We start from the raw sequence: 24562 nt of genomic DNA, 5'->3' as shown, positions 1-24562 counted from the left end.
CGCCATTTTTTCATCCCAACTTTCGAGGACCTGAATCATGTTGAAAGGCTACGGGGCTGTCATCCTCGATGGCGCATGGCTGACGCTTCAGCTCGCCTTGTCGTCCATGGCCTTGGCCATCGTTCTGGGTCTGATCGGCGTTGCGCTGCGTCTGTCGCCGGTTCGCTGGCTGGCCTGGCTGGGCGATCTGTACTCCACGGTGATCCGCGGTATTCCCGATCTGGTGTTGATCCTGCTGATTTTCTACGGCGGTCAGGACCTGCTCAACCGCGTCGCACCGCTGCTGGGCTTTAACGACTACATCGACCTGAACCCGTTGGCCGCCGGTATCGGCACCCTGGGTTTCATCTTCGGTGCGTACCTGTCGGAAACCTTCCGTGGCGCCTTCATGGCGATCCCGAAGGGGCAGGCAGAGGCTGGCATGGCGTACGGCATGAGCAGTTTTCAGGTGTTCTTCCGGGTATTGGTGCCGCAGATGATTCGCCTGGCGATTCCGGGCTTTACCAATAACTGGCTGGTCTTGACCAAGGCCACCGCGCTGATTTCGGTGGTAGGTCTGCAAGACATGATGTTCAAGGCCAAGCAGGCGGCAGATGCCACCCGCGAGCCTTTCACCTTCTTCCTCGCAGTGGCGGCGATGTACCTGGTGATCACCAGTGTCTCGTTGCTGGCATTGCGTCACCTTGAGAAGCGCTACTCGGTAGGCGTAAGGGCGGCTGATCTATGATCTTCGACTACAACGTCATTTGGGAGGCCTTGCCGCTGTACCTCGGCGGCTTGGTGACTACCCTCAAATTGCTCGCGCTGTCGCTGTTTTTCGGCCTGCTGTGCGCTTTGCCGCTGGGCTTGATGCGCGTCTCGAAGAACGCCGCCGTCAACATGAGCGCCTGGCTCTACACCTACGTGATCCGCGGCACGCCGATGCTGGTGCAGCTGTTCTTGATCTACTACGGGTTGGCGCAATTCGAAGCGGTACGTGAAAGCTTCCTCTGGCCATGGCTGTCCAGCGCCACGTTCTGTGCGTGCCTGGCCTTTGCGATCAACACCAGCGCCTACACCGCCGAAATCATCGCCGGCAGCCTGCGGGCCACGCCGAACGGCGAGATCGAAGCGGCCAAGGCCATGGGCATGTCGCGCTACAAAATGTACAAGCGAATCCTGTTGCCATCGGCCCTGCGCCGGGCGTTGCCGCAGTACAGCAACGAAGTGATCATGATGCTGCAGACCACCAGTCTGGCGTCCATCGTGACCCTGATCGACATCACCGGTGCCGCGCGCACGGTCAACGCCCAGTTCTACCTGCCGTTCGAAGCCTACATCACCGCCGGCGTGTTCTACCTGTGCCTGACCTTCATTCTGGTGAAGCTGTTCAAACTGGCCGAGCGCCGCTGGCTGGGCTACCTGGCCCCGCGGAAGCACTGATATGGAACGCATCGATCATGCATTGCCGTGGAGCCACCTGGGCAGCGAACGCCAGATTTCGGTGTTCCGCTTCGGCTGCGGCGAGCGCAAGGCCTACATTCAGGCCAGCCTGCACGCCGATGAACTGCCGGGGATGCGCACGGCCTGGGAGCTGAAAAAGCGCCTGGCCGAACTCGAAGCCCAGGGCTTGCTCAACGGCGTGATCGAACTGGTGCCAGTGGCTAATCCGATGGGCCTCGGTCAATTGGTTCAAGGCAATCATCAAGGGCGTTTCGAAGCGGGCAGCGGCAAGAACTTCAACCGTGATTTCGTCGAGTTGAGTGCGCCGGTTGCGGCTGCGTTGGCTGGAAGTCTTGGTGATGATGCGCATGCCAACATTCGCTTGATCCGTCAGGCGATGGCTGATCATCTGGCCGAATTGCCAGAGGCGAGCAGCCAGTTGCAAGGCATGCAACGCATCTTGCTCAGCCACGCCTGCACGGCTGACGTGGTGCTGGATTTGCATTGCGATTCGGAAGCGGCGCTGCATATGTACGCGCTGCCACAACACTGGCCGCATTGGCGTTCGTTGGCTGCGCACCTGAATGTGCGGGTCGGCCTGCTGGCGGAAGATTCCGGTGGCAGTTCGTTCGACGAAGCCTGCTCGCTGCCATGGCTGCGTTTGTCGCGCCTGTTCCCGGAGGCGCAGATTCCACTGGCGTGTCTGGCGACTACCATTGAATTAGGTGGGCAGGCTGATACCGGTCGCGTTGAGTCTGAGGCTCACGCTGAAGGCATTCTGGCGTTCCTCGCCGAACAGGGCTTGATCAGCGGTGAATGGCCGAAACCTGCGCAAGAGCCTTGCGAAGGCATGCCGTTCGAAGGCACTGAATTGTTGTTTGCACCGCACCCTGGTGTGGTGAGTTTTCTGCGTAAACCCGGTGAGTGGATCGAAACCGGTGACGAGATTTTTGAAGTGATCGATCCGTTGTCGGATCGGGTCAGCACGGTGTGTGCTGGTACGTCCGGGGTGCTGTTTGCCATTGAACGGCTGCGTTATGCCCAACCCGGTTTCTGGCTGGCCAAGGTGGCGGGGCGCGAAGCGCTGCGTCACGGGCGCTTGCTCAACGACTGACTGACTGTTTTTGTGAGAACCGACCGCATGTACAAACTTGAAGTCCAAGACCTGCATAAACGCTATGGCAGTCACGAAGTGCTCAAGGGCGTGTCCCTGAAAGCGGCGGCTGGCGATGTGATCAGCATCATCGGCTCCAGTGGCTCCGGCAAAAGTACCTTCCTGCGCTGCATCAACCTGCTGGAGCAGCCGCACGCGGGCAGGATTCTGCTCAACAACGAAGAGCTGAAACTGGTCGCCAACAAGGACGGCGCGCTGAAAGCGGCCGACCCGAAGCAGCTGCAACGCATGCGTTCGCGCCTGTCGATGGTGTTCCAGCATTTCAACTTGTGGTCGCACATGACCGCGCTGGAAAACATCATGGAAGCGCCGGTTCACGTGCTGGGCATGTCCAAGGCCGAAGCCCGCGAAAAAGCCGAGCACTACCTGAACAAGGTAGGCGTGGGTCATCGCAAGGACGCTTACCCGGGCCACATGTCCGGCGGCGAACAGCAACGCGTGGCGATTGCCCGTGCGCTGGCGATGGAACCTGAGGTGATGCTGTTTGACGAACCGACCTCGGCACTCGACCCGGAGCTGGTCGGCGACGTGCTGAAAGTCATGCAGGCCCTGGCCCAGGAAGGCCGGACCATGGTGGTGGTGACGCACGAAATGGGCTTTGCCCGTGAAGTGTCGAACCAGCTGGTGTTCCTGCACAAAGGTGTCGTTGAAGAAAGTGGCAATCCGCGTGAGGTGCTGGTCAATCCCCAGTCCGAGCGCCTGCAACAATTCCTCTCGGGCAGCTTGAAGTAATCAGGGCTGCCGTTGTGCACCGCGATAGTGCATGCTTCGCAGTCTGAAAGCTGGCCCCGATTTACTGTGGGAGCTGGCTTGCCTGCGATGGCGGTGGGCCAGTTAGCATCTTTGGCACTGATACACCGCTATCGCAGGCAAGCCAGCTCCCACATTTGATCTTTGCTGGCTTTGAGATTTGTGTTCATTTCCGGGCTAGCATTGGCCCATGCCTTCATCACCGTTCTTCGTTTCGGATTGCCCGCCATGACTGCCCATCGAATTGGTTTCCTGATTTGGCCCAGCACTAAAGCCCTGACGCTTGCGCTGGCTGAGGAGGCCTTGCGTGTTGCCCAGCGTGTGCACCCGGACGTGGTTTACGAACTGTCGTTTTTGCAGGCCGAACCGGCGACCGAAGGCGCCTGGCAATTGCCGGGTGAGCCCTGGGCCGGCAAGCTCGAAAACTTCCAGAAGCTGTTTCTACTCGCCGATGAGCCGCCGACTGCACTCGCGCCGGCGCTCAGCAGTGCGTTGAAACAGCTGGTGCGGGCCGGTTGCGTGATTGGCGGTTTGTCGGCCGGTGTTTACCCGTTGGCGCAATTGGGTTTGCTCGACGGCTATCGTGCTGCCGTGCATTGGCGCTGGCAGGACGATTTCGCCGAACGTTTTCCGAAAGTCATCGCCACCAGCCACCTGTTCGATTGGGATCGCGATCGTCTGACCGCGTGCGGCGGCCTGTCGGTACTCGACCTGTTGCTGGCCGTGTTGGCCCGTGATCACGGCGCCGAACTGGCGGGTGCCGTGTCGGAAGAACTGGTGGTCGAGCGCATTCGCGAAGGCGGCGAGCGTCAACGCATTCCTTTGCAAAACCGTCTCGGCTCCAGCCATCCGAAGCTCACCCAAGCGGTGTTGCTGATGGAGGCCAACATCGAAGAGCCGTTGACCACCGACGAAATCGCCCAGCACGTGTGCGTGTCCCGTCGACAGTTGGAGCGCATCTTCAAGCAGTACCTCAACCGTGTGCCGAGCCAGTATTACCTGGAGTTGCGCTTGAACAAGGCGCGGCAGATGTTGATGCAAACCAGCAAGTCGATCATCCAGATCGGCCTGTCGTGTGGCTTTTCCTCGGGGCCGCATTTCTCTAGCGCCTACCGCAACTTTTTTGGTGCCACGCCGCGCGAAGATCGCAACCAGCGGCGCAGCAGCAGTCCGTTCGAATTGTCGTCAGTGCCGTCCGAGCGCGGCTGACAGTGCTCGCCGCGCCCGGACATGCAGGCTGCTTTACTCGTCTACTTCGGAACCACCAGACGTCGATATCTCCATCTGGCCTTGGTTGATGATTTCTTCCACACCGAAATCCACTCCAGTGCGCTCGAAGTAGCTGACCAGCCGTGACAGGCTCTCCACGGAAAACCGGTTGCCTCTGAAATTGATGTTCTCTGCGATTTTCAGTGGCAACTCCAGAATTTCGCTGGGCACTTCGGTGATTGCGTTTGCGCTCAGGTCTGCCCATTCCAGTTCACTCATTTGCATCAGCCCGTGCGGTAGTTCGGTGATGCCGGTGTCATTGAGCAGGATGGTCTCCAGGCTGCTCATTTGGCTCAGGTCGGGTGCTTGCTCCAGCCTGTTGTAGCCCAGGTCCAGATACTCCAATTGTTCCATTGCCGCCAATGCACTGACTGAATCAGTGGTCAAGCGGACGCGGCAATGTGGCAGCGATAACGACCGGAGTTGACCCATCTTGAACACGGCTTCCGGTATTTCTCCGAGATTGCAGTAGCGCAATCTGAGGTTTTTGAGCTTGGGGAAAGACTCCAGGAAGCGCCCGATGCGCGTTACGCCATCGGCACTCTGCAGTTCCACCGACGAAACATGATCAAAGTTGGCGCTCAGGGTTGGCAGTTCTCCATGGACAGGCGATCGGATGACCAGCTCGTAGCCGGGTTCAAGTGACGAATCAAACTCATCCAGTTCCGTTTCCTTGCGCCAGCACTGCTCCAGTAGGTGCTTGAGTTCGTCGCGGCTTGAATGTTCGAAAAACTCTTGCAATGCGGTGAAGGGTTCACCTGTCAGGGGGTGATAGGGTGGCAAGTTGGCGGTCCAGGTGGACAGATCGACTTGGAGCTGACTCAGTTCCTGCTCAAGACGGGTCAATTCGATCCGGCCGTCTTCCAGCGTACCGGGCAAGTCATACACAAATTCGCTCGCCTGCTCGACCTCCATGCCCGGATACAGCGCTCTGACGCGGACAATATCTGCCTCAGGGGCGTAGGCACCCAAATCAAAGGAAGTGCTGAAGTATTGCTGTTTGATCAGCTGTCGCGCGGCGTTGGACAGGGGATTGTGTGTGAGATAAACGCCTTGTTTTTCATACACCGCACTGTCGAACAATTCAGTGGGTAGATCAGTGATTTTATTGTCCAGCAACATCAGCGATTCAAGGTGCGGGCTTCGGAACGCGCCGCGAGGGAATTTGGACAGGCCCGTGTCACTCAGGTCCACCTGGACCAGATCGGGCATCGATTCGAGGCTCGGGACTCCTTCAATCGAATTGCGATAGAGGTCCAGTGAACTCAGTTTGTTCAGCGATTGCAGCTTCGACCAATTGGCGGCGTCAAAGTTGATCCCGCAGTCGCTCAGCACCAACGCGTCGAGGCTGGTCATCCGGGGGATGGCGTCGGGCAGTGTGCTCAGATGGAAGCGGCGCAGTTCGAGACGGCGCAGCCCTTTGAAGTGTTCTAAAAAAGCCGGGATGCCCTGGGGGGCGAAATGACCCTCGAGCGACAGTGTGGACACGTGGTTGAAATCGGCATTCAGGGTCGGCAGATCGCCCGGGACCGGATCCACAAAGGTGAGCACATAGCGCTCGACGCCATCCTCGGAGTCCAATTCCCGATCAGTTTGCCGGCGCCACGCTCGCTGGATTTCCCGGGCCAGCAACTTGCGATTACGCTGGGCGATCTGGCGATCCATATCGTTCAGCGCGAACCCTGTTTCGGCGTCGGTGGTGGGCGCGTCGAGTACCCAGCCATTCAAATCTTGACGAAGCCGGGCCAATTCGCTGGCCAGGCGCGAAAGTTCGAAGCGAGCGCCATCAGGGTGACGTTGTAACCTCAGAACCATGGACCGGAGCTCTTCCTCGTTGAGCGAGGGATAAACCTCACGAACCCGGTCGTCGAGCGTTGGCGCCATGCCGACGCGGCGGGTGTAACCCTCGGTGCCGCCGGGCAGGCGCATGGTGGTGGGGTCGTAAAAGGGTTTTCGATGAGGGTTTTTCGCAAACAGAGTGCGCAGGCCCGGTTGTTCCAGTGCGTGTTCTGCAAGGCGTTGTTTGAATCTGCGGCTGTCCCCTATCGAGGTGCGCTCTGTGTCTGGCAGTGCCTGAAACAGGGTGTGGTAAAAGTCGCCGGGAGTGGCATCGTTATCGTGAAGTCGATAGCTACCGTCTACGGTGCGCACCAGTGTTTTGAGGTTTGGAGCGTCGACGCGGCCCATGCTGTCGCGCAGGGCGCCCTCCTGTGAAAAATCCCTGACTTCAAGGCGCAGGTCAGTGGGCCAGTCGGGCAGTGTGTTCAGGCTGTGCAGCGCCAATTGATGAGTGTCTGCGGTTTCCAGTGCGTCACGAAAAAGTCCTTCGTAAGCCCGGGTAATACGCACCGCCTCCATGGCTTTCAGTGCGACGTCCTTCAGGCGTTGAGGCACTGTTCCGTTATGCAGTTGCGTCAGCTCGGTGCCCGATGCGTTGCTGGCCAGTTCTTGTGCGATGTCTGTCGGCAGCCCTTGGGTGTTGGCCTGAAGTACTTGAACTGGCCGATCCGTGGTTTTCTCCAGCGCCCGATAGCGTGATTCGAATAGCGATTTGCGATGGCTGAGCGCCCGATCGTAATCGGGGTGTTCGGTGTGGTTCTGGTCAATCAGGTTTTGAATGTCACGATCGATTTTGAAGCGTTTGATCGTGTCGGTCAGAAGTGAGGGCGGGCGATGGTTCTCGACATGAATCTCCCGTAGCACATTGTCGTGATAGCCACTGATGCGCAGGATCGCTTCGCGTTCGGCGCGGCTGAAGGATTCGACGCTATGCCCGAGGCGATGCATTACGGTATCGCGGTCCCAGCTCAGCGGCTGTTCCAGCTCGGTCGTCCAGGCACCGTGGCCGTTGTGGCGCAAGGTGGGCTGATAGGCGTCGACCCGGTCGGGATGCTCGATCTTGAACGCACCTGTCCTGGCATTCGATTGCACGGCGTACAGCTTTCCCTCGAGGGGCAGCAGCGTCTTGTTCTCGTGTCGGTACAGGCCAAGGTCATCGGGTTGCAAGCCAGCGGGCAAGTCGATGGTTTGTTCGTAGCGGGTGAGGTCCGGATTCCAGTAACGGGTTTTTCCGTCCGGGCCCGGCACCGGTTTGAGCGGCTCGATCAGCGCCACTGATTCAGGGGAAAGCAGGCGCTGGAAGGTGCGGGCGGCAATGGCGCTGCCGATCACAAATGTTCCCGTTTGAACCACGGTTTCGACCACGCTCATCAGTTGCCTGAACGCTTCTGTTTTTTGGTCTTCGGCCCAGTCCACGATACCTTCGAAGGTTTCGTCGAGGACCTGATAGGCCATGTAGGCCAGCATCAATTCGCCGAGGAAGGGCACGAACGGCAAGGCGACGAACGTTGCGACTTCCAGGACCGCCGAGGCCACTTTGCTGAAGGCGTCCCACATTGCCCAGCGTGCGTTCTGGTCGGCGCGAGCGGTGGAGACGGCAACGGTGCTTGCATCATTGAGGATCTTGTTCAGCTGCCGTTGATAGAGGTGGTTCCACAGTCCCGCCCTGAACGGGGTCATCGAAAACCGTAGATTGGGATGGTCGATCGGGGTTTCCCGCCAGCTCGGCAGTGGGTCACCACGGGTATGCCGATGCCAGGTGACGGCCTGCAGGCGACGATTGAGATCAGCAAAGAAATAGCCCCGTTCGTGGTGATCGACGAATCGACTGAAAAACGCTTGATAAGCGGGTGAGTGCAGCTTGTGGGTCAGTTCATTCATGAACGCCACGGTGTCGGGGTATTGCTTGAGCGGATGCTCCGGATCATCGGGGATGTAGGCGATGATCCGGGTGGCCTTGGTTGTGTGGCTCGATTTGGCGCTGAATACGATGATGCCGGTCAGCGATGACGACATCATTGTCAGGTCGTGACAGTGCAGGGGATAGCCGTCCAGTGGCATGGGCGCGCGCGCCTCGAGCAAACGCTCGATTGCGTTATAGGCATCGTCCTCGATATCCCGGCGGGCATGAGCCAGCTTCAGCGCAGAGCGAAGTGCTGCCTGGTTTGTTTGGCCGACCTTCGATTTCAAAACAGCCCCGGCTACCCGGTTGGTCAGCCCCAGATTGTCTTTGAGATAAGCGTTGTATTGGCCGCCGATATCCAGTTCGCGGCACAGCTGGGTGAAGGCCTGGATCGTCAGTTTGCGAGAGACCTCGGGCAACGTATCGAACTGCCCTGTGGGCGACGGTGCGCTGATGAAGGTGGAGTCAGCCTCATAAGCGCCGACCTCGGCCTCTGATGGCTGAAAGTTGTGCAGCGCCGCGTCGAGCATCGACACCGTCCAGGTGCGGGCGGCACCGGTCTTGATCGCAAACCAGGGTGTGGTCAGCGGGATGTACAGACGCAGGAAGGTGGTTTTGACATCCAGCTCAAGGTCGAAGCGGGTTTTCAGCGCTGAGGCCAGAATCGGCTCTGCGTAGTCCTGAGCGTTTTGCACCTTCGCCAACATCGATCCCAACCGGTTTCGTTCGGTCCAGTGCGTCTGGCTTGAGCTTTTCAGCACCTGGTGTTGCAAGCGCGAAGCGGTGCGATGCCAGGGAGGCGCTTCAAGACTGGCGCTCTTCAGCGCGCCGCGCGTTTCGGTCGATGACTCTAATAGCCATGCGGGCAGGTTTTGGTAAACGTGATGAAAGTGAGAGTCCGGTTGCGAGGCGGGCTCAAAATCGTCTTGATTCATGCGCTATTCCTTTAGCGTTTGGATTAGCCGCCAGCAAAACAGATGATGATGAGTGGCGTGCGGTACATATTTACCGCACCGTTCATCAGGCCTGCCTATAACCTGCGCCGGCAGTTTAAACTGCGCCTTTGCGACGCTATATGTCGCATTGCCGTAAACCCGGCTGAATCCGGGGTTTGCGCTATAAGAAGTTGTCGCTTGGCGGCAAGGCCGGGCTGAAAACTGTCCTTACAATCCCCCCATCGCTCGCCAGTTTCAGGCGAGTGTTCCTCTTCAGGAGACTCCGATGTCCGTTGAGCACGCTGCGGTACAACGCGCCGATTTCGACCAGGTAATGGTTCCCAACTACGCGCCTGCCGCTTTCATCCCCGTGCGTGGTGCCGGTTCCCGCGTCTGGGACCAGTCTGGCCGCGAGCTGATCGACTTCGCCGGCGGGATTGCCGTTAACGTATTGGGCCACGCACACCCTGCGCTGGTCGGTGCCTTGACCGAGCAGGCGAACAAGCTGTGGCACGTGTCCAACGTGTTCACCAATGAGCCGGCCCTGCGCCTGGCGCATAAGCTGATCGACGCTACCTTTGCTGAGCGCGTGTTCTTCTGTAACTCCGGCGCCGAAGCCAACGAGGCCGCTTTCAAGCTGGCCCGTCGGGTCGCCTTCGATCGCTACGGCAGCGAGAAGTACGAAATCATCGCCGCGCTGAACAGCTTCCACGGCCGTACCCTGTTCACTGTGAACGTCGGTGGCCAGTCGAAGTACTCCGACGGCTTCGGTCCGAAAATCACCGGCATCACCCACGTGCCTTACAACGATCTGGCTGCGCTCAAAGCCGCCATTTCCGACAAGACCTGCGCCGTTGTGCTGGAACCGATCCAGGGTGAGGGCGGCGTATTGCCGGCCGAACTGGCTTACCTGCAAGGCGCCCGCGAACTGTGCACCGAGCACAATGCGCTGCTGGTGTTCGACGAAGTGCAGACCGGTATGGGCCGCAGCGGCAAGCTGTTCGCCTACCAGCACTACGGCGTGACCCCGGACATCCTGACCAGTGCCAAGAGCCTGGGCGGCGGTTTCCCGATCGCTGCCATGCTGACCACTGAAGACCTGGCCAAACACCTGGTCGTCGGCACCCACGGCACCACCTATGGCGGTAACCCGCTGGCGTGTGCGGTTGCTGAAGCGGTGATCGACGTGATCAACACCCCTGAAGTGCTGGCCGGCGTCAACGCCAAGCACGACAAGTTCAAGGCACGCCTGGAGCAGATCGGCGAGAAGTACGGCCTGTTCACTCAGGTCCGTGGCCTGGGGCTGCTGATCGGTTGCGTGCTGAGCGATGCCTGGAAGGGCAAGGCCAAGGACATCTTCAACGCCGCCGAGCGTGAAGGCCTGATGATTCTGCAAGCCGGCCCGGACGTGATTCGTTTCGCCCCGAGCCTGGTGGTTGAAGACGCCGATATCGATGCCGGTCTGGACCGCTTCGAACGTGCTGCTGCGAAGTTGACTCAAGCCTGATAGACCCTTCGGCGCCTGACTATTCAGGCGTCGAATCAATTTTTTGTGCCGGGCTTAGTAAGTGTGGGAGCGGGCTTGCCCGCGATGAGGGCCTGACAGCCGACTTCATTGTTATCTGACAGGACGCTATCGCGGGCAAGCCCGCTCCCACATGAGCCGGGCATTTTACTTATGAAAGTTTTTAGAGAAAGGAGTGACACCATGCTGGTGATGCGCCCCGCGCAAATGGCTGATCTGGGCGAGGTACAGCGTCTGGCTGCGGATAGCCCGATTGGTGTCACTTCCTTGCCGGATGACGTTGAACGCCTGAGCGACAAGATCGCGGCAAGCGAAGCCTCGTTTTCTGCCGAAGTCAGCTTCAACGGTGAAGAGAGCTATTTCTTCGTCCTCGAAGACACCGCCACCGGCAAACTGGTCGGTTGTTCGGCCATCGTTGCTTCGGCGGGTTATTCCGAGCCGTTCTACAGCTTCCGTAATGAAACCTTCGTGCACGCTTCCCGCGAGCTGAAGATTCATAACAAGATTCACGTGCTTTCCCAATGCCACGACCTGACCGGCAACAGTTTGCTGACCAGTTTCTACGTACAGCGCGAGCTGGTGGGGTCGCCTTGGGCCGAACTCAATTCCCGTGGCCGCCTGCTGTTCGTGGCCAGCCATCCGGAGCGCTTCGCCGACTCCGTGGTGACCGAGATCGTTGGCTACAGCGATGAAAACGGTGACTCGCCATTCTGGGATGCCATCGGCCGTAACTTCTTCGACCTCAACTACGCTGAAGCCGAACGTCTGTGTGGCCTCAAGAGCCGTACGTTCCTGGCCGAGCTGATGCCGCATTACCCGATCTATGTGCCGCTGCTGCCGGACTCCGCTCAAGAGGCGATGGGCCAGGTGCATCCACGGGCGCAGATCACTTTCGACATCCTGATGCGCGAAGGTTTCGAGACCGATCACTACATCGATATTTTCGACGGTGGCCCGACCTTGCACGCACGTGTGACGGGGATCCGTTCGATCGCCCAGAGCCGCGTCGTGCCGGTGAAAATCGGCGAGCCGGTCAAAGGTGCCGGTCGTCAGTATCTGGTGGCCAATGCCCAATTGCAGGATTACCGCGCCGTGTTGCTTGAGCTCGATTACGCGCCAGGCAAACCGGTAACCCTGGACCTGGAAGCGGCCGAAGCCCTGGGCGTCGGCGAAGGTGCCAGCGTGCGCCTGGTGGCGGTTTAACGCCGGCTTTGATTTCCAGAAAGAAATGCCTGGAAAGCAGCGAAATTTCACGGGTGGCGCAAGCGGCCCGTTTGAGGAGATAGCATGATCGTTCGTCCCGTACGCAGCAGCGATTTACCCGCTCTGATCGACCTGGCCCGCAGCACTGGCACCGGCCTGACCACTTTGCCGGCCAACGAAGAGCGGCTGGCCCATCGGGTCGGCTGGGCCGAGAAGACCTTTCGCGGCGAAGCCGGGCGCGCTGATGCGGACTACCTGTTCGTACTCGAAGACGACACGGGGCGCGTGGTGGGCATTTCTGCCATCGCCGGCGCCGTCGGCCTGCGTGAGCCCTGGTACAACTTCCGGGTCGGCCTGACGGTCAGCGCTTCGCAAGAGCTGAACATCTACCGCGAGATCCCGACGCTGTTCCTGGCCAATGACCTGACCGGTAACTCTGAGCTGTGCTCGTTGTTCCTGCACGCCGATTACCGCACCGGGCTCAATGGCCGCATGCTGGCCAAGGCGCGGATGCTGTTCATTGCCGAGTTCCCGCAACTGTTCGGCAACAAGATCATCGCCGAGATGCGCGGTGTGTCCGACGAAGCCGGGCGTTCGCCGTTCTGGGAAAGCCTGGGCCGCCACTTCTTCAAGATGGAATTCAGCCAGGCCGATTACCTGACCGGCGTGGGCAACAAGGCGTTCATCGCCGAACTGATGCCGAAGTTTCCGCTGTACACCTGCTTCCTGTCGCCAGATGCGCGCAATGTTATCGGTCAGGTCCACCCGGACACCGAGCCGGCACTGGCCATGCTCAAGAGTGAAGGGTTCAGCTACCAGGGTTACGTCGACATCTTCGACGCCGGCCCGGCCGTGGAATGCGAAACCGGCAAGATCCGCGCCGTGCGCGACAGCGAGGCACTGGTGTTGGCCATCGGCACGCCGGGTGACGACGCGACGCCTTTCCTGATTCATAACCGCAAGCGCGAAGACTGCCGGATCACTGCCGCGCCAGCACGCTTCGCCGCCGGCACGCTGGTGGTTGATCCGCTGACCGCCAAACGTCTTCAACTCAACGCCGGCGATCAAGTGCGCGCCGTTCCGTTGTCTGCTGCTCGGGAGTCAAAGTAATGAATTCGCTATACATCGCAGGTGAATGGCTGGCCGGCCAGGGCGAAACCTTCCAGTCGCTGAACCCGGTGACCCAGCAAGTGCTGTGGGCCGGCGAAGGCGCCACTGCCGCTCAGGTTGAATCCGCCGTGCAAGCCGCTCGTCAGGCATTCCCCGGTTGGGCCCGTCGTACGCTGGATGAGCGTATTGCCGTGCTTGAGGCCTTTGCCGCTGCGCTGAAAAACAAGGCTGACGAACTGGCGCGCTGCATCGGTGAGGAAACCGGCAAGCCGCTGTGGGAATCGGCGACCGAAGTGACCAGCATGGTCAACAAGATTGCGATTTCGGTGCAGAGCTACCGTGAGCGTACCGGCGAGAAGAGCGGCCCGCTGGGCGACGCCACCGCTGTGTTGCGTCACAAACCACACGGCGTGGTGGCCGTGTTCGGTCCTTACAATTTCCCTGGCCACTTGCCGAACGGTCATATCGTGCCGGCGCTGCTGGCCGGTAACAGCGTGTTGTTCAAACCGAGCGAGTTGACCCCGAAAGTCGCCGAGCTGACGGTCAAGTGCTGGATCGAAGCTGGCCTGCCAGCGGGCGTGCTGAACCTGCTGCAAGGCGCTCGCGAAACCGGTATTGCCCTGGCGGCGAACCCGGGCATCGACGGCTTGTTCTTCACCGGCTCCAGCCGCACGGGCAACCACTTGCATCAGCAATTTGCCGGTCGTCCGGACAAAATCCTTGCGCTGGAAATGGGCGGTAACAACCCGCTTGTGGTCGACGAAGTGGCGGACCTGGATGCCGCCGTTTACACCATCATCCAGTCGGCCTTCATTTCTGCCGGCCAGCGTTGCACCTGCGCACGTCGTTTGCTGGTGCCGCAAGGCGCATGGGGCGACACGCTGCTGGCGCGTCTGGTGGCGGTCAGCTCGACGATTGAAGTCGGCGCGTTTGATCAGCAGCCGGCACCGTTCATGGGTTCGGTGATTTCCCTCGGTGCTGCGAAAGCGCTGATGGATGCGCAGGAACATTTGCAGGCCAATGGTGCGGTGGCGTTGCTGGAGATGACTCAGCCTCAGGCTCAAGCGGCCTTGCTGACCCCGGGCATTCTGGATGTCACTGCCGTTGCCGATCGTCCTGACGAAGAGCTGTTTGGCCCGTTGCTGCAAGTGATCCGCTACGCTGATTTTGAAGCGGCGATCGCTGAAGCCAACGACACCGACTATGGCCTGGCGGCGGGCCTGCTGTCGGACTCCGAGGCACGTTATCAGCAGTTCTGGCTGGAAAGCCGCGCCGGTATCGTCAACTGGAACAAGCAATTGACCGGTGCGGCGAGCAGCGCGCCATTTGGCGGCGTCGGTGCCTCGGGCAACCATCGCGCCAGCGCCTACTACGCCGCCGATTACTGCGCGTATCCGGTGGCCTCGCTGGAAACGCCGAGCCTGGTGTTGCCGGCGGCCCTGACGCCTGGCGTGAAGATGGCGTAACGCCGATTCGCGGGCAAGCCCGCTCCCACAGGATTTGTGAGGGTCACAACATGTGTGAACACCTCTAAACCTGTGAGAGCCGGGCTTGCCCGCGATGGCAGCGACTCGGTCGCACTGAACAGCTAGTTATTGAAGCCTATAACAACAGATTCTCGTGGAGCCTCGCTGATGAAATCCTATGAAGTCAATTTTGACGGTCTAGTGGGGCCGACCCATAACTACGGCGGCCTGTCCTACGGCAACGTCGCGTCCCAGAGCAACAGCCAGCAGTCTTCGAACCCGAAGGAAGCCGCGCTGCAAGGCCTGGCGAAAATGAAATCGCTGATGGAGATGGGCTTCCAGCAGGGCGTGCTGGCGCCGCAAGAACGCCCGGACATCGCCGCGCTGCGTCGTCTTGGCTTCAGCGGCACCGATGCTCAAGTGATCGAGCGCGCCGCCAAAGAAGCGATGCCGTTGCTGGTCGCCAGTTGCTCGGCGTCGAGCATGTGGGTGGCCAACGCCGCCACGGTCAGCCCAAGTGCCGACACGGCCGATGGCCGCGTGCATTTCACTGCCGCCAACCTCAACTGCAAATATCACCGCAGCATCGAACACCCGACCACCAGTCGCGTTCTGGGGGCAATGTTCGCCGATCAGAAGCACTTTGCTCACCACGCCGCGTTGCCGGCCGTGGCGCAGTTCGGTGACGAAGGCGCCGCCAACCACACCCGTTTCTGCCGTGAATACGGTGAAGCAGGCGTCGAGTTCTTCGTGTTCGGTCGCAGCGCTTTCGATACCCGTTACCCGGCGCCGCAGAAATACCCGGCGCGCCAGACACTGGAAGCGTCCCAAGCCGTTGCCCGCCTGCACGGCTTGAGTGAAGACGGCGTGGTCTACGCGCAGCAGAACCCGTCGGTGATCGATCAGGGCGTGTTTCACAACGACGTGATCGCCGTGGGTAACGGTGAGGTGTTGTTCTATCACGAGGACGCGTTCCTCGACACCGAGCAGATGCTGGCGGAACTGCAAAGCAAACTCGCCAAGGTCGGTGGGAAATTCCAGTCAGTCTGCGTACCGCGTTCGGCAGTTACCGTCGAAGACGCCGTTCGTTCCTACTTGTTCAACAGCCAACTGCTGTCGCGTCCTGACGGTTCGATGCTGTTGATCGTGCCGGAAGAGTGCCGTGGCAACGAGCGTGTCTGGCAATACCTGCAAGGTTTGACCAGCTCCGGCGGCCTGATCCGTGAAGTGAAGGTATTCGATCTCAAGCAAAGCATGCAGAACGGCGGTGGCCCGGCTTGCCTGCGGCTGCGCGTCGCACTGAATGAAACCGAGCTGGCGGCCGTCAATCCAGGGGTTATCATGACGGCCCCGTTGTACGGCACGCTGACCGAATGGGTCGACAAGCACTACCGCGACCGCATGACCGAAACCGATCTCGCGGACCCGCAATTGTTGCTTGAGTGCCGGACGGCACTGGATGAACTGACGCAAATCCTTAAACTGGGCGCGGTTTATCCATTCCAGATCAATTGAAAGTCTCAACCGAGAGCGTAAAAAACATGAGCGATACCCTGCAGCTGATCCTTGAAGACACCGACGGCACGCAACTGGAAACTTCCTGCACCCGCGTCGCGGTCATGTGGCAAGGCAAAGAGCTGTGGATCCAGCACGATGGTCGCGGCCAACTGCTGATCGGTGTGGACGTTGAAGAAGGCGACGCTGAATACGCCAACCTGCTGCTGCGCCCATTGGCGACTAATCTGGTAAGTCTGCAACTGGAAATGGAACCGGCTGAAGTCGGCGACGAAGACCACGTGCATGGCCCGGATTGCGCACACGACCACTAAGGAAACGCTCTATGCTCGCCCTCGGCAAACTGCTTGAACTAACCCTCGCCGGCCGCGAACCGGCGGAGAAGACTCAACTGACAGTCGAAGGCGTGCGGATGCGCTGGTTGAGCGAAGGTGCGCTGGAAGTCCGGCCACCTGAGGCTCGCGACAACGGCCTGGACCTGCTGCTGTCGGCCGGTATCCATGGCAACGAAACAGCGCCGATCGAATTGCTCGATCGCCTGTTGCATGACATCGCCCGTGGCGACCTCAAGCCACGCGCACGTATTCTGTTCCTGTTCGGTAACCCCGACGCGATCCGTAAAGGCGAGCGTTTTATCGAGCAGGACGTCAATCGGCTGTTCAATGGCCGTCACGAACAAAGCAGCGGCTCAGAAGCCTTGCGCGCTTGTGAGCTGGAGCGGCTGGCGGCGAGTTTCTTCAGCCTGCCGGATCGCCAGCGCCTGCACTATGATCTGCACACTGCGATTCGCGGCTCGAAAATCGAACAGTTCGCCTTGTACCCCTGGAAGGAAGGCCGCCAGCATTCGCGTCTGGAACTGGCGCGCCTGCGTGCTGCCGGGATGGAGGCCGTGCTGTTGCAGAACAAGCCGTCCATCGTCTTCAGTTCCTACACCTACGACAAGCTGGGCGCCGAGTCCTTCACCCTTGAACTGGGCAAGGCACGGCCGTTTGGGCAGAACGACGGGGTCAACGTTTCCCTGCTGGAAAACCGCCTGAAACAGATCATCGAAGGCACCGAGCCGGAACTGACCGACGCAGCGCTGGACGGTTTGCAGCTGTACAGCGTGGCGCGGGAAATCATCAAGCACAGCGATAGCTTCCGCTTGAACCTTCCAGTGGACATCGAGAATTTTTCGCAGCTGGAGGTGGGTTATCTGCTGGCGGAAGACATCGCCAATACCCGCTGGATCATCGAAGAAGAGGGCGCCCGGATCATCTTTCCGAACCCCAAGGTGAAGAATGGCTTGCGTGCCGGCATTCTGGTCGTGCCGACGACTGACGAAAACCTGGCCTGACCACAACTTAAGCGATACGCAACCCACCCTGTGGGAGCGAGCTTGCTCGCGATAGCGGTATAACAAACAACATCACCGTTGAATGTTAAACCGCTATCGCGAGCAAGCTCGCTCCCACAGTTGGTTTGGGTGAAGGCAGAGACTTCACCCGGACCAAAGATTTTGGATTAGACAGCCATTGCACGCGGCTCGGTGCGGCGCAGCGCACGCATCTTCTGCAGCGTATCCGCGCACGTTTTCGCCGCTTCCTGGCCTTTATGCAGGAAATGCTCGAAGAAGAATTTCTGGTGCTCTTCACCGGCATGGAAGTGGTGCGGGGTCAGGGATACCGAGAACACTGGCACTTCGGTTTCCAGTTGCACCTGCATCAGGCCGCTGACTACCGACTGGGCGACGAACTCGTGACGGTAGATCCCGCCATCAACCACCAGGGCTGCGGCGACGATGCCGGCATAACGACCGGTCTTGGCCAGCAACTTGGCGTGCAGGGGCATTTCAAAGGCGCCGCCGACTTCGAAGAAATCGATTTCTGACTCCTGATAACCCTGGGCAATCATTTCGGTCACGAAGCCTTTACGGCTCTGATCGACGATTTCCTTGTGCCAGCAGGCCTGGATGAACGCAACGCGCTCGCCATGAGGGTGTTTGCTTTTGCTGTCGATTGCGGTGGGTTGCATGTTCTGACTCCTGTTTATGGTTAAAACAGGGCATATGAATCGAATGGGATTTGAGGGTGCGCACGCTCGCACGAATGCCTGCGGACGGCCCTATGGTGTCAATCCCGTTCTCTCTTCATCCGGACTATGACCGTCGGCCCCGGGATCACACCGGGTCTGCTGACCTTGTCGTCATACACAGCCAATGCCGTGCCTGTCGCCAAGCGCTCGCGGGCTATGCGCATTGCGCGCAATTACCGCCGGTGGGGAGTTGCACCCCGCCCTGAGAACGTTTTTGCCGCCGGAATGTTTGGCGGCGCAGCGTTTTTATCACATATTTGCGGTATGCGCATGGCCCCTTTTGGATGATTGTCATCGACTTTTCCGTTGGATTAATCGACCTTTTCCTGCGCAAGGGTTGATTAATCGTCGTCATGCCCGCAGTAATTCTTTCCTGAAAGGGATTTCCCCTGCTTACCGAGGCCAGATTCATGAGTGTTATCGATCTTCGCAGCGACACCGTCACCCAACCTTGTGCCAGCATGCTCGACGCGATGGCCACAGCCACCACCGGTGACGATGTTTATGGTGAAGATCCGACGGTCAATCGTCTGGAAACCGAATTGGCCAAGCGCCTGGGTTTCGCGGCGGCGCTGTTCGTTCCGACAGGCACCATGAGCAACTTGCTGGGCCTGATGGCGCATTGCGAGCGTGGCGAGGAGTACATCGTTGGCCAGCAGGCGCACACCTATAAGTACGAAGGTGGCGGTGCGGCGGTGCTCGGTTCGATTCAGCCGCAGCCGCTGGAAGTGCAGGCCGATGGCTCGCTGGACCTGGCCCACGTGGCGGCCGCGATCAAACCGGACGATTTCCATTTCGCCCGCACCCGTTTGCTGGCGCTGGAAAACACCATGCAAGGCAAGGTGCTGCCGCTTGAATATCTGGCGCGGGCCCGCGGTTTTACCCGTGAGCACGGGTTGCAACTGCACCTGGACGGCGCGCGGTTATACAACGCGGCAGTCAAACTGGGGGTTGATGCCCGGGAAATCACTCAGCACTTCGATTCCGTTTCGGTCTGCTTGTCCAAAGGCCTGGGAGCGCCAGTCGGTTCGGTGCTGTGCGGTTCGGTCGAGTTGATCGGCAAGGCACGCCGGTTACGCAAAATGGTCGGCGGTGGCATGCGTCAGGCCGGGATTCTGGCCGCGGCGGGCCTGTACGCGCTGGACAACAACGTCCAGCGTCTGGCCGACGACCATGCCAACGCACAGTTGCTGGCCGAAGGCCTGCGTGCGGCGGGCTATGAGGTTGAACCGGTGCAGACCAACATGGTTTACGTGGCCATGGGTGACAACGCCGAGGCGATCAAGCACTTCGCCGCTGATCGTGGCATCAAGCTCAGTGCTGCCGCTCGGCTGAGAATGGTCACGCACATGGATGTCAGCCGTGCTCAAATCGAACAAGTCGTCGCGGCATTCGTCGACTTTTCGCGCAAGTGATAGCGTTAGCGTTCCATTTGACCGTTTCTATCGTATAAACACGCTGTACCCCGCGCGCAGGGCCGATATAATGCGGCCCTTTGCCGTCGCTTCGTCTGTTGACGTTTCGAACAGGCCTTTGGCCGCAGCCTCCGTGGAAGAACCTAATGAAAAGCGCAGAAATCCGTGAAGCCTTCCTTCGCTTCTTCGAAGAGCAAGGCCACACCCGTGTAGCCTCCAGCTCTTTGATTCCGGGCAACGACCCAACCCTGCTGTTCACTAACGCGGGGATGAACCAGTTCAAGGACTGCTTCCTGGGCCAGGAAAAACGCGCGTACACCCGCGCCACCAGCAGCCAGAAATGCGTACGCGCCGGCGGCAAGAACAGCGACCTGGAAAACGTCGGTTATACCGCTCGTCACCACACATTCTTCGAAATGCTCGGTAACTTCAGCTTCGGTGACTATTTCAAGCACGACGCGATTACCTTCGCCTGGACTTTCCTGACCGGCGTTTTGAAGCTGCCGAAGGAAAAACTCTGGGTCACCGTCTATGCCTCGGACGACGAAGCGTATGACATCTGGACCAAAGAAATCGGTGTGCCGGTCGAGCGCATGATTCGCATCGGCGACAACAAGGGCGCGCCTTACGCCTCCGACAACTTCTGGACCATGGGCGATACTGGCCCGTGTGGCCCATGCACCGAGATTTTCTACGATCACGGCGACCACATCTGGGGCGGCCCACCGGGCTCGCCGGAAGAAGACGGTGACCGCTACATCGAGATCTGGAACAACGTATTCATGCAGTTCAACCGCACCGCCGATGGCGTATTGCATCCGCTGCCAGCGCCGTCGGTCGACACCGGCATGGGCCTGGAGCGGATCAGTGCGGTAATGCAGCACGTAAATTCCAACTACGAAATCGACCTGTTCAAGAACCTGCTGAGCGCGTCGGCCGATGCGATCGGCTGCGAAAATGGCGATCAGTCTTCGCTGAAAGTGGTTTCCGACCACATCCGTTCGTGCGGCTTCCTGATCGCCGACGGCGTTCTGCCGTCCAACGAAGGTCGCGGTTATGTACTGCGCCGGATCATTCGTCGCGCCTGCCGTCACGGTAACAAGCTGGGCGCAACCGGTAGCTTCTTCTACAAGATCGTCGCGGCGCTGGTGGCCGAGATGGGCGAAGCCTTCCCGGAACTCAAGCAGCAACAGACCAACATTGAGCGCGTGCTCAAGGCCGAGGAAGAGCAGTTCTCCAAGACCCTGGAACACGGCTTGAAGATTCTCGAGCAGGATCTGGCCGAACTCAAAGGCACTGTGGTGCCGGGCGACGTGGTGTTCAAGCTGTATGACACCTACGGTTTCCCAATGGACCTGACCGCCGACATTGCCCGTGAGCGAGAGCTGACTATCGACGAAGCCGGATTCGAGCGCGAGATGGAAGCCCAGCGCGTGCGTGCGCGTTCGGCCAGCTCGTTCGGCCTGGACTACAACACCCTGGTCAAGGTTGACGTGGCCACCGAATTCACTGGCTACACCGATACCAGCGGTTCGGCAAAAATCGTTGCCCTGTACAAGGACGGCCAGTCGGTCGACGTATTGAGCGAAGGCGACGAGGGCGTGATCGTTCTCGACAAGACGCCGTTCTACGCCGAATCCGGCGGCCAGATCGGCGACTGTGGTTATCTGCAAGCCGGCGCTTCGCGTTTCGACGTGCGTGACACCACCAAGACCGGCGGAGCGTTCCTGCACCACGGCGTGCTGGCAAGCGGCAGCCTGATCATCGGCGCTCCCGTGGAAGCCCACGTTGAGGCTGACGTGCGTCACGCCACTTCGCTGAACCACTCGGCGACCCACTTGCTGCACGCGGCATTGCGTCAGGTGCTGGGCGATCACGTTCAGCAAAAAGGCTCGTTGGTCGACAGTCAGCGCCTGCGCTTTGACTTCAGTCACTTCGAAGCGATCAAGCCTGAGCAGTTGAAAGCGCTGGAAGACATTGTCAACGCCGAGATTCGCAAGAACTCCGCCGTTGAAACCGAAGAAACCGACATCGAAACCGCCAAGAAGAAGGGCGCCATGGCGCTGTTCGGCGAGAAGTACGGCGACAACGTGCGTGTACTGAGCATGGGTGGCGATTTCTCCGTCGAGCTGTGCGGCGGTATCCATGCAAACCGTACCGGCGACATCGGCCTGCTGAAAATCATCAGCGAAGGCGGTGTGGCATCGGGCGTACGTCGTATCGAGGCAGTCACTGGTGCTGCGGCACTGGCCTACTTGAACGCGGCTGAAGAACAACTCAAGGAAGCGGCGAACCTGGTCAAGGGTAGCCGCGACAACCTGATCGACAAGCTGTCGGCTGTGCTGGAGCGCAACCGTCTGCTGGAGAAGCAACTCGAGCAGTTGCAGGCCAAGGCTGCCAGCGCGGCGGGCGACGATCTGTCGGCCTCTGCACTGGACGTCAAAGGCGTGAAGGTGTTGGCCGTGCGTCTGGACGGTCAGGACGGCAAAGCGCTGCTGGCGCTGGTCGATCAACTGAAAAACAAACTCGGCCGCGCAGTGATCCTGCTCGGCAGTGTCCATGAGGAAAAGGTCGTTCTGGTTGCAGGCGTAACCAAAGACCTGACTGGCCAACTCAAAGCCGGTGATTTGATGAAGCAAGCCGCTGCGGCAGTGGGCGGGAAGGGCGGTGGTCGTCCAGACATGGCGCAGGGCGGCGGTACAGACGCTGGCGCACTGGATGCAGCATTGGCCCTGACCGTTCCATTTGTAGAGCAGGGTTTATAAGGCAGTGTGTCTGGCCCGCGGTCTAGTGGTGGGCCAGAACGCTGTTTGAGTGATTATTTGGGCGCCCTTCATGGGCAGAGGCGGCTTTGAAATGGCTTTGATCGTACAGAAATTTGGAGGCACCTCGGTCGGCACTGTCGAGAGAATCGAGCAGGTCGCCGACAAGGTTAAGAAATTCCGCGATGCCGGCGATGACCTGGTGGTTGTGCTGTCTGCAATGAGCGGCGAAACCAACCGTCTGATCGATCTGGCCAAGCAAATCAGTGGTGATGACCAACCGGTTCCGCGTGAACTGGATGTGATTGTCTCCACCGGTGAGCAGGTGACGATTGCGCTGTTGGCCATGGCGCTGATGAAGCGTGGCGTGCCAGCGGTGTCGTACACCGGCAATCAGGTACGGATTCTGACCGATAGCGCGCACAATAAAGCGCGTATCTTGCAGATTGATGACCAGAAGATTCGCGGCGACCTGAAGGCCGGTCGCGTGGTGGTTGTCGCCGGTTTCCAGGGCGTCGACGAGCACGGCAACATCACCACCCTCGGTCGTGGCGGTTCCGATACCACCGGCGTGGCGCTGGCAGCAGCCTTGAAGGCTGATGAATGCCAGATCTACACCGATGTCGATGGTGTCTACACCACTGACCCGCGCGTGGTGTCCGTGGCCCAGCGCCTGGAAAAGATTACCTTCGAAGAGATGCTGGAAATGGCCAGCCTCGGTTCCAAGGTTTTGCAGATCCGTGCGGTCGAGTTCGCCGGCAAGTACAACGTTCCGCTGCGCGTTCTGCACAGCTTCAAGGAGGGTCCGGGCACCCTCATTACTATTGATGAAGAGGAAACCATGGAACAGCCGATCATTTCCGGTATCGCTTTCAACCGCGATGAAGCCAAGCTGACCATCCGTGGCGTGCCAGACATCCCGGGCGTTGCATTCAAGATTCTCGGCCCGATCAGTGCCGCGAACATTGAGGTCGACATGATCGTGCAGAACGTTGCGCACGATAACACCACCGACTTCACCTTCACTGTGCACCGCAACGACTACCAGGCGGCGCAAACCGTGCTGGAAAAAACTGCTAGCGAACTGGGTGCCCGTGAAGTCGTGGGTGACACCAAGATCGCCAAGGTGTCGATCGTGGGCGTTGGCATGCGTTCGCACGCAGGCGTGGCCAGCCGCATGTTCGAATCGCTGGCGAAAGAAAGCATCAATATCCAGATGATCTCGACCTCGGAAATCAAAGTCTCCGTTGTGATCGAAGAGAAGTACCTGGAACTGGCTGTGCGCGCTCTGCACACGGCTTTCGAACTGGACGCGCCAGCCCGTCAGGGCGAGTGATGCGTTTGACGAAGGGCGCGGTCTGACCGCGCCCTTCGTTTTTTTTTGAGTAGCGCGACCTGGAACTGTTCTTTTGCTCGCGCTGGTCAATACTCAGGCATGTAGGGCTGCGATCATTCTGGTTGTGGGTCGAGTGCCTTTTTTTGCAGACTGTTGTCCCTGAAATGAAATGCGTTAGGAGAAAGGTATGCTGATTCTGACCCGTCGGTGCGCAGAAAGCCTGATTATTGGTGATGGCGAAATCACCGTGACCGTGCTCGGCGTCAAAGGAAATCAAGTGCGTATCGGTGTGAACGCCCCGAAAGAGGTTGCTGTGCACCGTGAGGAAATTTACCTGCGTATAAAGAAAGAGAAGGACGAAGAACCAAGCCATTAATTTTTATCGTTTTTTATGTTTGCAAACGGGGAAAAGGTTGGTTAAGATACGCCCCGTGTTGCGGAGAGCTGGCCGAGTGGCCGAAGGCGCTCCCCTGCTAAGGGAGTACACCTCAAAAGGGTGTCGGGGGTTCGAATCCCCCGTTCTCCGCCATTATTTGCGTAGTACGTTGTAATCTGGCTTCTTCGGTAAGTTGTTGAAATTACTAGAAAAAAGCGCTTTACAAAAAGATTCAACGGCCTATAATGCGCGGCAACAAATGCACTCGTAGCTCAGCTGGATAGAGTACTCGGCTACGAACCGAGCGGTCACAGGTTCGAATCCTGTCGAGTGCACCATTTAAGAGTCATCTGCAGCAATGTGAATGACTTGGCTTCAACCAGTTGTGATCTGGTCTAAAAACACAAATGCACTCGTAGCTCAGCTGGATAGAGTACTCGGCTACGAACCGAGCGGTCACAGGTTCGAATCCTGTCGAGTGCACCATAC

At 59.2% G+C, this 24562-nt stretch carries 18 protein-coding genes, 3 tRNA genes and 1 riboswitch; of the genes, 19 read left to right on the top strand and 2 right to left on the bottom strand.

The annotated features are described in order from the left end of the window. Positions 1-37 precede the first annotated feature (37 nt). The 5 genes from AB4N76_RS06865 (at position 38) to argR (ending at position 4555) form a co-directional block, all read left to right on the top strand. The gene (locus AB4N76_RS06865; protein WP_077431437.1) at positions 38-727 is read left to right on the top strand and encodes an ABC transporter permease; all 690 of its coding nucleotides are present in this window, start codon (positions 38-40) and stop codon (positions 725-727) included. Then, positions 724-1422 (top strand): ABC transporter permease, encoded by a 699-nt coding sequence (locus AB4N76_RS06860; RefSeq protein WP_140667450.1) that lies wholly within the window; start codon positions 724-726, stop codon positions 1420-1422. The genes AB4N76_RS06865 and AB4N76_RS06860 overlap by 4 nt, the downstream gene beginning before the upstream one ends. Before the next feature lies 1 nt (position 1423). After that, positions 1424-2536, top strand: coding sequence for a succinylglutamate desuccinylase/aspartoacylase family protein (locus AB4N76_RS06855; RefSeq protein WP_046031525.1), 1113 nt, complete (start codon positions 1424-1426; stop codon positions 2534-2536). A gap of 27 nt (positions 2537-2563) precedes the next feature. Then, positions 2564-3328: an ABC transporter ATP-binding protein gene (locus AB4N76_RS06850; RefSeq protein WP_046031526.1), complete on the top strand. Its 765-nt coding sequence runs from the start codon at positions 2564-2566 to the stop codon at positions 3326-3328. 246 nt (positions 3329-3574) lie between these two features. Continuing rightward, positions 3575-4555 carry a transcriptional regulator ArgR gene (gene argR / locus AB4N76_RS06845; RefSeq protein WP_046031527.1) on the top strand — a complete coding sequence of 327 codons (981 nt, stop codon included), beginning with the start codon at positions 3575-3577 and terminating at the stop codon, positions 4553-4555. Between the two features lie 33 nt (positions 4556-4588). Here argR and AB4N76_RS06840 read toward each other — a convergent pair whose 3' ends face one another. Further along, a complete protein-coding gene (locus AB4N76_RS06840) occupies positions 4589-9292 on the bottom strand; it encodes a leucine-rich repeat domain-containing protein (RefSeq protein ID WP_046031528.1) in 4704 nt (1567 codons plus the stop codon). 286 nt (positions 9293-9578) lie between these two features. Between AB4N76_RS06840 and AB4N76_RS06835 the strand changes: the two genes are divergently transcribed. The 7 genes from AB4N76_RS06835 (at position 9579) to astE (ending at position 17447) form a co-directional block, all read left to right on the top strand. After that, a complete protein-coding gene (locus tag AB4N76_RS06835) occupies positions 9579-10799 on the top strand; it encodes an aspartate aminotransferase family protein (protein WP_046031529.1) in 1221 nt (406 codons plus the stop codon). A 201-nt stretch (positions 10800-11000) separates the two neighbouring features. Further along, positions 11001-12020 (top strand): arginine/ornithine succinyltransferase subunit alpha, encoded by a 1020-nt coding sequence (aruF, locus tag AB4N76_RS06830; RefSeq protein ID WP_046031530.1) that lies wholly within the window; start codon positions 11001-11003, stop codon positions 12018-12020. Between the two features lie 84 nt (positions 12021-12104). Next, a complete protein-coding gene (gene astA / locus AB4N76_RS06825) occupies positions 12105-13130 on the top strand; it encodes an arginine N-succinyltransferase (protein ID WP_046031531.1) in 1026 nt (341 codons plus the stop codon). Further along, a complete protein-coding gene (astD, locus tag AB4N76_RS06820) occupies positions 13130-14596 on the top strand; it encodes a succinylglutamate-semialdehyde dehydrogenase (protein ID WP_460164303.1) in 1467 nt (488 codons plus the stop codon). Before astA ends, astD begins: the two co-directional genes overlap by 1 nt. Positions 14597-14764: 168 nt before the next feature. After that, positions 14765-16111 carry an N-succinylarginine dihydrolase gene (gene astB / locus AB4N76_RS06815; RefSeq protein WP_460164302.1) on the top strand — a complete coding sequence of 449 codons (1347 nt, stop codon included), beginning with the start codon at positions 14765-14767 and terminating at the stop codon, positions 16109-16111. A 26-nt stretch (positions 16112-16137) separates the two neighbouring features. Then, complete coding sequence (locus AB4N76_RS06810) at positions 16138-16425, top strand: hypothetical protein (RefSeq protein ID WP_046031534.1); 288 nt, start codon at positions 16138-16140, stop codon at positions 16423-16425. A gap of 11 nt (positions 16426-16436) precedes the next feature. Continuing rightward, positions 16437-17447, top strand: a complete 1011-nt coding sequence (gene astE, locus AB4N76_RS06805) for a succinylglutamate desuccinylase (RefSeq protein ID WP_046031535.1) — start codon at positions 16437-16439, stop codon at positions 17445-17447. Positions 17448-17614: 167 nt separating this feature from the next. Here the strand turns inward: astE and AB4N76_RS06800 are convergent, their stop codons facing one another. After that, on the bottom strand, positions 17615-18124 hold the full coding sequence (locus AB4N76_RS06800; protein WP_046031536.1) for a 6,7-dimethyl-8-ribityllumazine synthase: 510 nt from the start codon (positions 18122-18124) through the stop codon (positions 17615-17617). 102 nt (positions 18125-18226) lie between these two features. Continuing rightward, positions 18227-18398, bottom strand: a riboswitch (FMN riboswitch). A gap of 196 nt (positions 18399-18594) precedes the next feature. On the opposite strand from AB4N76_RS06800, the gene ltaE reads away from it, so the two are divergent. The 7 genes from ltaE (at position 18595) to AB4N76_RS06765 (ending at position 24559) form a co-directional block, all read left to right on the top strand. Beyond that, a complete protein-coding gene (ltaE, locus tag AB4N76_RS06795; protein ID WP_077431447.1) occupies positions 18595-19599 on the top strand; it encodes a low-specificity L-threonine aldolase in 1005 nt (334 codons plus the stop codon). Positions 19600-19745: 146 nt separating this feature from the next. Further along, complete coding sequence (gene alaS / locus AB4N76_RS06790; RefSeq protein WP_046031538.1) at positions 19746-22364, top strand: alanine--tRNA ligase; 2619 nt, start codon at positions 19746-19748, stop codon at positions 22362-22364. A 91-nt stretch (positions 22365-22455) separates the two neighbouring features. Next, positions 22456-23697: an aspartate kinase gene (locus tag AB4N76_RS06785; protein WP_046031539.1), complete on the top strand. Its 1242-nt coding sequence runs from the start codon at positions 22456-22458 to the stop codon at positions 23695-23697. 187 nt (positions 23698-23884) lie between these two features. Then, the gene (csrA, locus tag AB4N76_RS06780) at positions 23885-24073 is read left to right on the top strand and encodes a carbon storage regulator CsrA (protein ID WP_002554426.1); all 189 of its coding nucleotides are present in this window, start codon (positions 23885-23887) and stop codon (positions 24071-24073) included. 62 nt (positions 24074-24135) lie between these two features. Further along, positions 24136-24226, top strand: a tRNA-Ser gene (locus AB4N76_RS06775). Positions 24227-24334: 108 nt separating this feature from the next. Beyond that, positions 24335-24411 (top strand) — tRNA-Arg (locus AB4N76_RS06770). A gap of 71 nt (positions 24412-24482) precedes the next feature. Beyond that, positions 24483-24559 (top strand) — tRNA-Arg (locus AB4N76_RS06765). The last annotated feature ends 3 nt before the right edge of the window (positions 24560-24562 follow it).

It is taken from the genome of Pseudomonas sp. S2_F03, from assembly GCF_054668335.1.
The sequence above is the reverse complement of the archived record's forward strand: the minus strand, read 5'-3'. Positions and strand labels throughout refer to the sequence as shown.